This is a genomic window from Vibrio sp. JPW-9-11-11, assembly GCF_013369335.1.
Taxonomy (GTDB): Bacteria; Pseudomonadota; Gammaproteobacteria; order Enterobacterales; family Vibrionaceae; genus Vibrio.
In genome coordinates this window covers 480,036-492,588 of the sequence record NZ_SZQJ01000004.1, presented here as the reverse complement: position 1 = coordinate 492,588, position 12,553 = coordinate 480,036, and the positions used below count along the sequence as shown (strand labels likewise).

General features: G+C 43.4%; 5 protein-coding genes. 2 read left to right on the top strand and 3 right to left on the bottom strand.

Features of this window, described 5'->3' with window-relative positions; genetic code table 11:
• The first annotated feature begins 339 nt into the window (after nt 1-339).
• Nucleotides 340-3,018 carry a type VI secretion system ATPase TssH gene (gene tssH / locus FCU94_RS04775; protein ID WP_176287393.1) on the top strand — a complete coding sequence of 893 codons (2,679 nt, stop codon included), beginning with the start codon at nt 340-342 and terminating at the stop codon, nt 3,016-3,018.
• Nucleotides 3,005-4,633 carry a sigma-54-dependent Fis family transcriptional regulator gene (locus tag FCU94_RS04770; RefSeq protein ID WP_176287392.1) on the top strand — a complete coding sequence of 543 codons (1,629 nt, stop codon included), beginning with the start codon at nt 3,005-3,007 and terminating at the stop codon, nt 4,631-4,633. The genes tssH and FCU94_RS04770 overlap by 14 nt, the downstream gene beginning before the upstream one ends.
• Before the next feature lie 72 nt (nt 4,634-4,705).
• Here the strand turns inward: FCU94_RS04770 and FCU94_RS04765 are convergent, their stop codons facing one another.
• The 3 genes from FCU94_RS04765 to FCU94_RS04755 are packed head-to-tail and all read right to left on the bottom strand — an operon-like array spanning nt 4,706 to nt 12,279.
• A complete protein-coding gene (locus FCU94_RS04765; RefSeq protein WP_176287610.1) occupies nt 4,706-9,481 on the bottom strand; it encodes an OmpA family protein in 4,776 nt (1,591 codons plus the stop codon).
• Complete coding sequence (locus FCU94_RS04760; RefSeq protein WP_176287391.1) at nt 9,481-10,581, bottom strand: hypothetical protein; 1,101 nt, start codon at nt 10,579-10,581, stop codon at nt 9,481-9,483. The genes FCU94_RS04765 and FCU94_RS04760 overlap by 1 nt, the downstream gene beginning before the upstream one ends.
• A gap of 3 nt (nt 10,582-10,584) precedes the next feature.
• Entirely contained in the window at nt 10,585-12,279 is a 1,695-nt protein-coding gene (locus FCU94_RS04755; protein WP_176287390.1) for a hypothetical protein, read from the bottom strand.
• Between the last annotated feature and the right edge of the window lie 274 nt (nt 12,280-12,553).

Genomic DNA, 12,553 nt, shown 5'->3' with positions numbered 1-12,553 from the left:
CTTATATTAAAATCGCAATTAATATCTAGTTTGTTAATTACAACTTATTGGATAAAAAAACAAAAAGTTGAGCAAGTATGATAATAAATTGATTTTACCTAGAAAGTGAAAATAACCACTAATTTTATTTAAAAATAAGTCAATTAGACTACCCATTTAGTAAAAATGTCAGCAATTACATTCTAAAAAACAAACAAGGGATTATTATTTCAATCAAAAACCCTGTTAAACATATAAAAATCACCAAAAAACGCTAGGCAAAATATCACAATAAAGAAAGACAAATATTAACTTTTGTATAATGTAGGCTATATCTTTTCTCTAACTAACAATATGACCATGATTAATATAAATCTTTCTTCATTAATTCAACGTCTACACCCAATAGCTAAAGTCGCATTAGAAGATGCTGCTGCGCTAGCGGTCTCTGAAAAAGCAAACGAAGTTCAAATTGAGCATTACCTACTGAGTCTATTAGAAAGGCCAAATAGTGATTTTGACGTCTTATTAAGTCATTTTGATTGTTCTGAGAATTTATTGAGACAATCAGTTCGTTCATCTCTCGACAGCAATTCCAATGGCAATGGCAGTAAACCCGTTTTTTCTGCTCTACTGATCGAATGGTTACAAGAAAGCTGGTTAGTTTCTTCTTTAGATCTTTCCGAAACACAAATCCGATCCGGTGCTCTACTTCTTACTTTAGTCAGTAACCCACTACGCTACGGACAACACGGCTATGCGTCGATCCTCGAAGCCGTCAACCCAGACAGCCTAAAGCGTAACTTTGCAGAGCTCACCAGCCATTCAATTGAAGCCCAAGTGGCCACTTCAGAAACAACGCAAGCACGTGAAGATGGATCTGCATTGAGCAAATTCACAACCGACTTCACTGGTAAAGCACGCAAAGGCGAAATCGACCCTGTTTTCTGCCGCGACCAAGAAATCCGCCAAATCGTGGACATTCTTGCTCGTCGCCGTAAAAACAACCCAATCGCGGTAGGCGAACCTGGTGTTGGTAAAACTGCCGTAGTTGAGGGGTTAGCACTAAAAATCGTACAAGGCGATGTGCCAGATAATTTGAAGGGCGTTGAGCTTTATGGCCTTGATATGGGCCTTCTGCAAGCAGGCGCTAGCGTAAAAGGTGAGTTCGAAAAACGTCTGAATGCCGTTTTGGATGAGGTAAAAAATTCCCCGACACCAATCATTCTCTTCATCGATGAAGCACACACTCTTGTTGGTGGTGGTAACCAAGCTGGTGGAAGCGATGCAGCTAACTTGCTAAAACCGGCACTAGCACGTGGCGAAGTAAAAACGATTGCAGCAACTACTTGGTCTGAGTACAAAAAGTACTTCGAAAAAGATCCAGCTTTGGCACGTCGTTTCCAGTTAGTCAAACTTGACGAACCATCACCAGAACAAGCTGCACTAATCATTCGTGGTCTGCGCCCTGCTTATGAAAAATCACATAACGTTTACGTGCGTGACGATGCTATCACTGCTGCGGCAGCACTTTCTGCTCGTTACATATCTGGTCGTCAACTGCCAGATAAAGCGATCGATGTACTAGATACGGCCTGTGCACGAGTGAACATCAGCCTTAATGCCATTCCTGCTTCTGTAGAGACACTGCAACAAGAACTTGCAGCTCAACAGCGCGAGCTTGAAGCACTTGAGCGTGATGCTCTGCAGCAAACTGGCGATAAGCACAGCCTTGCTAATATTCCAGACCTAAAACTGGCAATGGAAACAACGAAAGAAGAGCTAGCAGAACAAGAAGCGCAATGGCGCAAAGAAAAAGAGCAGATCCAAGAGATGATTGCGCTACGCTCTCGCTTGCATGAACTGGTCTTTGGCGAAACAAATGAAGAAGAGCTTGCTGCAGACGAAGATTCAGAACAAGATCAAGACGTTTCTCCATATGCAGAAATGAATGAAGAAGCGGTTCGCATTGCGATTTCAGCCTGCCAAGAACAGTTAGACGCGATCCGCAATGACAATCCATTGGTTCACTTTGAAGTGGGCCCAGATGAAGTCAGCCACGTGATCTCGGATTGGACTGGTATTCCAATGGGTAAGATGCTTCAAGACGAAGCAGAAACCACGCTAAAACTGAAAGGAAGCCTAACACAGTGCATCAAAGGCCAAGAATACGCTATCGATGCACTGTCTGAAGGCATTCAAACCGCAAAAGCCGGCCTAGGTAACCCAGACGCACCGACAGGCGTATTCCTTCTGGTTGGCCCAAGTGGTGTGGGTAAAACCGAGACAGCTCGTGCGATTGCTGATCAAATGTTTGGTGGCGAGCGCTTTATGACGACCATCAACATGTCTGAGTTCCAAGAGAAGCACACCGTATCTCGCCTAATCGGTTCACCTCCAGGTTACGTAGGTTACGGAGAAGGCGGCATGCTGACAGAAGCGGTTCGTCAACGTCCATATTCTGTTGTACTTCTTGATGAAGTGGAAAAAGCCGACCCTGAAGTGTTGAACCTGTTCTACCAAGTGTTCGATAAGGGTACGCTGAACGACGGCGAAGGCCGAACCATCGACTTCAAGAACACGCTGATCATCATGACCAGTAACCTTGCAACGCATGAGATTGAATCTTTGGTTCATCAATCAAAAGACATCGATGCAAACATCATCGCAGAAGCTATCCGCCCTACTTTGAACCAACACTTCAAACCGGCGCTGTTGGCACGTATGTCTGTGCTTCCGTTTGTTCCGCTGTCTGATGAAGCAATGACAGAAATTATTCACCACAAGCTGAACAAAGTTTCTCAGCGTTTACAAAGCCACCATAAGTTGTCTTTGAGCTACGAAGAGAGCTTAGTTGAGTTTGTATTGGGTAACTGCCGTCTTGCAGAAACAGGGGCGCGCAACATTGATGCAGTGATCAACCGTCAATTGCTACCTCAGCTATCGACTCAGCTATTGGTGCACGACAAGGATGATTCACACACGCAAATCGCAGTCTCTGTCGATGAGCAAGGAACTCTCACCTATGCGTTCAGCTAACCATAGCGAACTTAGTAACGCCCTACTTGCGATCAGTCAGTCTTTGGCTGATCGCAGCCAGCTTACCCAAACATTGGATGCTGTGTTGACCGCTGCGAGACAAATGACCCTCGCAAAACATGGCATCATTTATGTTTTGGACCAGACTGGCCAGGCGTTGATTCCAAGTACCGCTCACCATAACGATAAAACGATTGTTTCCCACCCTTGGGAAGCATTACAGTTAGACTCAGCCAGTGAGAACGACCCATTTAACTTTGCTATTCGTAATGGTGAAGTGGTGTTGATTAACGAGTTGTATAAGTACAACGGCTATGACTGCGAAAGCATTTATCAAACTGAGCAGACACTCGGGCTAAAAAGCGAAAACCTTTTAGCTTGGCCTCTAATTGATAGCGAGACGAAAACCATTGGTCTGTTGGTACTAATGGACTTAAGCGTTATCGATAACGAAGCCGCATTAACTGAATTTTGTCGAATGGCAGCAAGTAACATTCGCCAAGCAGTTTGGTTAGAGCAGTACGGGCAAGTGATTAAAAATCTCAATGCAGACAATCAAGCCCTTGTACGTGAGAACACTCAACTGAAAAAGCGCACCCAGAAAACCTACCAAGGCCCTATTGCTGAGAGCGATGAAATGCTTAACGTACTGGCTCGACTTGATAAGGTGTTATCTCTTCCTGTCGACGTTCTGTTACGTGGTGAGACCGGTGCCGGTAAAGAGGTGATCGCGAAATACATTCACGAAAACTCTAACCGTTCAGAGCAGCCTTTGATCGTACAGAACTGTGCCGCAATCCCAGAGCAGTTATTAGAGTCAGAACTCTTTGGCCATAAGAAAGGCTCATTCACTGGCGCGGACAAAGACAAAGTCGGTTTGTTTGAAGCAGCCAACGGCGGCACGCTTTTCCTAGATGAAATTGGCGATATGCCAATGCTATTACAAGCGAAGTTACTGCGTGTACTGCAAGAACGCAAAGTTCGCCCTATCGGTACCAGCAAAGAGATTGAAGTCGACGTTCGCGTAATCGCTGCAACACACTGTAACCTTATGCAGCAAATTAAAGATGGCGGATTCCGTGCCGACTTGTTCTATCGCTTGAATGTATTCCCGATTACATTGCCGCCCCTGAGAGCCCGTAAGTCGGACATTATTCCCCTTGCCGAACATTTCGTGCAACACACAACCAACACGCTAGGTTTGCCGCAAGCGCCAGGGTTAAGTGCCAACGTACGTAAACAGCTCCTTGCCTACCAATACCCAGGGAACGTGCGTGAGCTTAAGAACATTATCGAGCGTTCAGTTCTGCTGTCTGATTTCGAAACCATTACTCATATTGAGTTTGGTGAGCAGCTCCCAGAAGAACAGGTAAGCGTAGCTGCTGAAGTTGAAGCACCACCTTTAGTGCAATCTTCTTACGAACCCGTACACGATGACTCAGAAGATGGGGCAAAGGGCCTTAAGGAAGTGGTCAGCCAATATGAGCGCACGGTCATTTTAGACTGCTTAAATGCTTGTAACTGGCACACTAAACGCGCCGCTGAGCAACTCTCTTTACCTTTAAGTACACTCAACCACAAGATGAAGAAATACGATATTTCTGCTGCGGGTTGATGGGGAAACGGGAAGATTTTAACTTCTGTTTTAAGTGATAAAAAAGAAAAACCGCCCGGAGGCGGTTTTCTTTTATACTGTTTTCGGCAGGGGAGCAGATACATTCATCGGCTCTTTGGTGATCCAGTCCTCTATCCACTCTTTTCTTTTCGTTGAGTTATTCGCTAACTCTTTCTGCCAATAGAGAAACGCAGAATCATTCATTCGAGAAACATCGCGCTCAATCTCCATCCAAGGCATACCTTTTGTACTATATTCTTGTCCACCCTGAACAGACAGCTTTTGGGCCTGTTTAAGTGGATAGATACCTACATCCGGCGCAAGCCCCATTTGTGATAACGATGAGACAGCAATATGCACTGGTAAAAACACGGCTTTTTTCTTGTCCAAAATTGGACCAAACGGTCTCAATGTCGGAACTCTTCGTCCTGTTGGAGAGGTATATCTGAGCTCAAACTTAACGATATGCAGAGTCCTACGGTCACTAAATGGATCTAGGTATCTATTGGGTTCTGCATTAACTTTCGCCTGAAACTCTTTCACAAAAGATCCCAACCCAGATGCAAGTTCGGTGTTAGTATCAGTGAAATTGACCTCTTTGATTTCTACTTTTGCATAAGGAGATGGGACTTCTTTTTTATAAGTATATTCACCAACTTCTAGCAGTGTACCGAAGAAACTCGGCCCTTCAGTCGTGTCTTTTGAAAACATCGACTCTTGTTCTTCAATCGACAAAGATAAACGCATTGGTACCTGATAGCTCTCTCCCATCATACGCCTATATGTCTCTTTTTCGCCGCCTTCGGAAAGTAAAGCGACATAAATAGTAACTGGTTTATCATTAGACCAATCAAGTACAGAGGATTTTGGTGCTTTATCATCGAACCACTCAAAACCACTCCCTTTCGAAACCGCACTAAAGCTCGAAACATCACCTTTTAGATACGGTACAATACCTTCAGATTTTTTAGCAGAAGCACTTTTAACAAACTCTTCGATGAGTAAATCATATTCGTTAATCACTACTTGCCTATTCGCCAAACCATCGTATAAAACGAGAGGTAGACCATCGACCTCAACTTCACCGTCACTATTCAGGTGGCATTGCTTACCATAGGTATTATTATCATCGACACCATAGTTAAACATGGTTAACCGCTCGTCAGTTCCTGCTAGCGATAGCGTACTCCCATCAGCAGTGAAATAGTATTGCATTGAACGAGCTTCTCCACTTTGTTTCCACTTATCAAAGTCTTGCAGCTCGTAATTTGAGTACAACGGTTTAAGGCCAGGGATTTCATACTCGCCGAACCAATATGTTGGCTCAAACTCAACACATGTTAGATGTTCTTCAATTGCGTGTTGGTCAAAATAACTTTTTAGCTTATCGTTGCTTCCGCACAAGGTTAAGTCATCCGCTTTTCTCGGCGCCATCAGAACTTCAAAGCTTGGTCCTTTAAAGTCCCAAAGCGACCGTTCACAACAGTATTGCAGCGTTGTCTTAAATATCTTTTTCTTAGATTTAGAGGCATTACTTGATAATACAATCTGAACCTTAACACGTGTAAAAGGCGTAATTCGATTGGTTTTGTTTAGGGAAAGCCACTCGTCAAATGGCTTCCAAGAAACCCCATCTCCTCTACTGTCAACTAATAAACGGCTGAAGCCGATATCGTCCGATTTAACCGACTCCACATTGTTATCGAACATTTTTGCGAAATCGGAAAAGCCATTGTCTACATCACCCTGATATAAACGAGCTTGAACTGGGAAGCCTTTATTGAATTCCCCTTGGATACGAGCTCTCTTCAACAAAGGTGACAATTGTGGCGAATGTTCGTTTTTCCAAGATTGTGCAAAAGCGCGGGCAGCACTTGCACCTGACTTATCATCCCTAACTCGTTGTATCCAATTCTGAGCCATGGTGTTGTAGCTACTTAACGGAGCCTCCCAGTTATCATTGATAACGTAAACATCGATGTAGTCCTTAACGCGATATTCCTCAAGCAACCCTTGCAACTTAGAAACATTCGGGTTCCAAAGAGAAATTCGAGCAAGCAGTTCCACTAGTCCATTAAGCGCAAGAGCTCGGAGTAAAAATCGTTTCTGCAGCTCTTGCACTGTTTCTTTATTCTTCAGGTGAGATTCAACTTCATCACGTGTCTTTATCTCACTGCGCTCAATCGTTACTTTTAAATCTCTGTACTGTTGAAGAACTCGGATATGGATTTTACCTAACTGGTTTAGTTGGTCGATATTCTGATAACGACCTTTAAAGTCAGAATAGGCTTTTTCAGTAATGAGCTCGTCCAACACAGATAACGCACAGTCTGCTAGCTCTGCTCCGGACTTTAGATACAAAATACCCGCAGCAAGCGGAGCTAGTGGAGTAAACATCGCAAACCCGCTAAGAGTAGTTAACACCGCCGCGACTTGCGCCTTCTGCGTATCATCTAAGCCAACATCCAATGCTTGCTTCAACTGGCGTGCTTTCTCTAATTCCACCATTCCGCTGCGGCTCGGTGGTAAAACAACTTGATAGTTAGGAATAATCAATCGAACTTCAACTCGTCGATCTAAGGCGGCAGGGGCACTGTCTCCGGTCTGCGACATATCGCTCTTGGTACTATCAGCCGTAAGCGGTTGAGTATTTCCATAAGACGCCGTGTAAACCCTTTCTTCCAAGCTAGAGTCAATGGAGGTTATTGCATTGGTAACCGTCTTTGCGCGATTAGCAGCAACAAGATCGTTCGCATCAGAAGAACCAATCCTACCAGCATGCCCTTCTATAGATACCTTGTAGCTTGGGTTATCTAGCATCAATTGCGACAAATTCTTACACACTTGTTTAATGTCTGTTCTGAGCTTGCCGTGCTCATTGCCATGTTGCCATTCGTTGAACTTAAAGTTGATATGAATCGCTAACCCTTGGCTGTCCTCAACTATGTGAGCTATCTCCTCACCATCGCTACCATTGATCACGTTTTTAGCGTCGTCTAACGCTTGTGCCCATTCTTGATACGCTTTAATAACTGAAATAGATTGAAGGTAGGTATGAGATATCGCATCGAAATCTTCTTTGGCTTCGAGAGATTTCTTCTCAAGCTCGTTTTCTTTTTGCACCAAATCGTACAAGTCCACTAAGCTTGAGCCAGATTCAAGAATTGGAAATGCTCGGTTCATCTTCTCCATAACGGAGCCATTAAACCATGACCTCGCAAGTCGTGTTGAGTTCTCACTGAATGTACCCGTGATCAAACTAGCTTTTATCACATCGAGTTCGCGCTTAATAAAAGAGATGTTCATACCACTCTTACGAAACGCCAAGGCTGCCGCCTGATTAAAGTCGAGCCCCTTATTGGCAAACCTTATCGCTTTAGTCAATTCTTTACGGCTTTCTTTAAATGCTGAAAAGCCAAAAGCAAATGCAACACTGCTAGTCATTAAATCAGGCAATTTTTGTTGCTCAATGTCCGACCAGATGCCTTTAGCTACACTGAACATTGTCGCTTTCAGATTTTCTGAGAATGGATTCCCTCCCATTAGGAAACCTTCGCCTAAACTTTCCGCGTTCTTTTTGATTGCTGACGCTAAACCGAGTGTATTGACACCTGTTCCCGAGAGAGGAACCGATTTACCAGTTTTTGTCATCAACTCGCTGTAATTAGAGGGTAATGCTTGGGGGTACTGATAAAACAAACACTCTTCAAGAGAGATCATGTCACCGCACACAATGGCGAGTTTTCCGTAACCACTGATTGATTTAAACGTTACCTTTTCGTTCAGTTCGTAGGTATAACAATCCTGATCTGCTACGCCCGTGACTGCTGACGATTTATTCCGTTCAAATTGGAGTCGCCCAGACTTGATAACTTCAGGAACTTCATTTTGAAGACGTTCATTCGCTTTTAAATAATCTTTAACAAAGAATTGGACTCTAAGCCCGTAGAATCCATCAGCCAGTACTATGTGATTATCTTCTGTGCTTGACACAGACTTCGCAGGCTTTATGACCGATGGTAAATTGATTGTTACAGATGGCAAAGTGTTTTTATAAGCTTGTGACCCTCGATTTTCATCGTCAAAAGTAGGCTGTCTCACGATACCTCTTTCCAATACGATCTCTGACGTTTCTTGTTGACTACCAAGGGTACTGCGATATTTTACTAATGACACTTCCGCGCCTATGTAAATATCACTGCTAAACACTATGCTAATGGTATTTACACTGGGTACGACAAACCCTTCAATAAACTCAACGTCAGATGAGAGAATAGCTGCATACCATTGGTTATAGTTTTCCTCCTCTTGCGTAAGTGACTGCCCATGCTCATGGGTGTAAGGCTTCGCAAGTTGTTTTACGGAAATTTTTGACGGTTTAAAAAGCCTCGGCTTATTTAACGCAGGATTCATTTTCGTATAGAGAGACTTTACGCTTTCCTTAATTTCAGTAATAGATGATGAATTTTGCGCTAATTGGCCAATCAAATTGGTGGGTGGAAACAACATCTCATAGCTTTGATTAATATCAATCGTTGTGATGGGGCTATTGTGGCGAAGTAGCACTTGTGATTCACCCTCTATGGCTTCACTTAAGTACGATAAGTTACATAGCCTACCATATTGGTCACTTCCCCAGAACCTAGGCAAAGTTACAGAGTCTTGGGCGAGAGCATCTATTAGTATTGGCGTAAATGGGAGAGGTCGAACATTCTTTACTTCATCTACGCTGGTTAAGTCTGACACCGTATTCCAATTACTGAACTCTCGTCCCAAACCTGTATCTTCACCTTGAAAATACGCCCCAAGCAAATACATTGGTTTATCGTAAGTACATACGTCGACCATCACTCACCCCCCTTAAACCAAAGACCATCATTTGCTAAGCCATTGTATAAGCTCATATTGGAGTCAACGCCTATTTCGCCAGTACCCAACGCATACCATTGCCACCCTCTCTGTGTTTCGCGATCGACGACTGTCATGCGTGACACTCGGTCATGTGCACTGAATCGAGCGTCTTTTCCTAATATGCCCGAACCTACATATTCAGTTTTATCGTACTTTTTGACCGTTTCATTCTCTATGTCAAAAAAGAATCTATTCCGATTATTTTGTCCCCAAGCATATCGACCTGTTGGGCTAATACTACGAAACGTCAACCACTCGCTCTGATTAACTTTTCCTGTTGGCTTAATACTTATATGCTTGAAACTATCGCTATTAAATTGCTTCTTAAATACCCCTGAATAACTTAGGTTAATTGACATATTGTTTCTCAGGATAGTCGCGTTTCCAACCCCAAAATCAACCGCTTCAATTTCTCCTGTTTCAGAATCCCAACGAGCGTTATCAAAATCGCCCATGGTATGAAAATACAAATAACGGCTATCCTCTGACCAAGCCATGCCAGGATAGCCTAATCCCATCACTCGCGTTTTTACACCCGTTTTTAGGTCATAAACATACTTGCCTGTGCCTTTATCTATCCAGGCAACATAGCGCAAGTTAGGAGAACGTCGAATAAGCACAATGCCATCAACCTTGATATCTGGCACCACTAAGCGTAAATCTGTGCCATCCGTTTTCATGCTCCAGATTCGTAAGTTGTAACGATCACCATCATTCGCCCATGCAAACTGAAAACGCGGCAGGTCATAAGAGCTAGCATCGTTAATGTCTTCCTTCGGCCATTCATCTGAATTAAAGACATAGTATTTAGGAAACTTGCCCGGCATAGGTTTTATTTTGTCATCGGCTACCCAATTCTCATTGGTCACTGCCGATTCCATTACGTAGTAGTTATGTTCGCCGACATAAACGCGATCTGGGTATTTTTCTTGCTCTGTTTGCGCAGAACTCGAAACAGGGGAAGCACTCTGTTGAGATTGGTCATTACAACCAATGATTGCTAAGCCTAATAACGTGATTAGTAGTGTTTTTTTCATTTTCTAGCCTAATAAATCCGTAACTTTTACTTTTTCGCGCAACTTAAACGTTTCGGGAGTTTCATTCCCTCGTGATGCATGAGCTCCCCTTAAAATATCGACTTCTTTAACCTTTTCTGGCCAGCCACTAAATCGTAAATTGAGATAGCCATCTTCATCGACCTTGGCACAACGAAAATATGCTTTTTGCGACCAACTATGCTCTTCGTTTTGTAACATAAAATAGTCATCGGGCTGATCGGTGGAGCCCAGAACACGATAGCGTAATATGATCTCGCTTCCAGGAGGCGGTATATTGACTGCAGCGACATTGCAATCGTTCTGTTCATTGACAACCGCCTTCACTTTTTGACTTTCAGAGAGTTCAGGCAAAGCAAAAACGGTTTGTTGAGTAAATTCTTGATTACTGCTGTAGTCTGACGCTTCAGCTAGTGAAACAGCCATCGATTCATAATTGCTTTCTAATTCAGAAATAGCATCATCACTTAATGTTTGAGATGCGTAATACAGGTAAACGTCTTGGCATTCACCTTTGATTTTGTATGGTATCCAGATATGAGGTAACGGATAGCCTAGAACCTCATCACTCGGTGTGGCAGAGGCTTTCATAGGGCTAGGATGGGTCGGAACCATCAATTGCTTGTGTTCAAAATCAACGAACTTGATCTCGACCTCCTCTGCGACCAAACTAAACACTCTTGCCTGCTCATTGATGTCTAGTTCGCCGCTAAACACTTCTACCCCATCTTGCAAAATGGTGAACCGTTCAAAAGCAACATTCTCCCCGGGGAACAACGAAGAGCCATCAATATTGACGTGTCTTGTCTCCGTTGTTTTTTTTCGGCTATGGCTCATATCTACATCAGCAAAATATCCATCATTTGTTACCTGCAGCTCTCGCCAAACTTCCCCATTCCAAATAATGTAAACACGCCCTGACGTGTAACCATCCCACGAAGAACCCGATTTATACAAAGGAACCACAGGCACGAGCACGTTATCCCACTCATCCATCTGCGTCTCTTTATCAACGGGTTGCAGGTCTTCGGCGAGTTTAAGCAAGATCGGCTGAGGTTGGTCGGAACAAGGGATTTTGATGTAAAGTGTTTTGCCTTCTGTTTCTAGATCTTTAAAGGTTGCAAGGCTACGGTGTTTGTTTTCAGTATCCGCTTTTCCTACCGTGACTTTTTCTTTTTGTGCTTCTGTCTTACCCAACATCAAGCAGGCAGCATTGCTAGACCACTGCCCCGCAAACTCTACTACGATTTTGTGGTCTGGGCTTGGCTCAGAAGGTACGTGTGTGTAATTGCGAACTAGCGCGACGTCGTCCGTTACCTGCTTGTAACCCGCTTTAAAAACTTTGCTTTCCCTCGAAGCTGCTACAGAGTCAATCACTGCTTTAAGCCTTGGGAAACTTTGCAGCTGAGAGTCTGTTAATGGCGACCTACGAGCAAAGGAAGACAACGTAACCCAGTGCCCTTTTGCTAGCTCGGTTCGAATAGTCGCGAGCAACCCAGCGCTAGACTTCTTAGTAGAGATTGAGATCTTCTGAGCAAGCTCTTTAGGGAGGTTTCTTATAATGTCTTCTGAATTTCGCACACGCGAAAGCTGCCCTACACACTCATCCGGTGTAAGAACATAAGATAGCTCGTTGGACGATAGCTTCGAGCTTGGTATAAATTTGCAAACTAATTGCATGTAAATTCTCCACAACCGACATCATTAATAGGGTTGCGGTGACATTTAAGCTGATAAGGCTTATAGGTACGATTTGGTGGAAAAAATAATACTAAGTTATCTGATTAAATTCAATTAGATACATCACTACGAATTGCTGACTAAATAACTAGAAAAAAGTTAAAATAACTATAAAACCCGACCTAACAACCAGGAATGCCTCACTTTCTACCTTCAACTCAACACCTTTTTCATCTAAATCGTTTTGGTGACAATTCATTAATTATGAGCAGAA

Coding starts and splice junctions, on each gene's coding strand:
- FCU94_RS04765 (WP_176287610.1), bottom strand. CDS start 9,481: ATGGTCGACGTATGTACTTACGATAAACCAATGTATTTGCTTGGGGCG.
- FCU94_RS04755 (WP_176287390.1), bottom strand. CDS start 12,279: ATGCAATTAGTTTGCAAATTTATACCAAGCTCGAAGCTATCGTCCAAC.
- FCU94_RS04760 (WP_176287391.1), bottom strand. CDS start 10,581: ATGAAAAAAACACTACTAATCACGTTATTAGGCTTAGCAATCATTGGT.
- FCU94_RS04770 (WP_176287392.1), top strand. CDS start 3,005: ATGCGTTCAGCTAACCATAGCGAACTTAGTAACGCCCTACTTGCGATC.
- tssH (WP_176287393.1), top strand. CDS start 340: ATGATTAATATAAATCTTTCTTCATTAATTCAACGTCTACACCCAATA.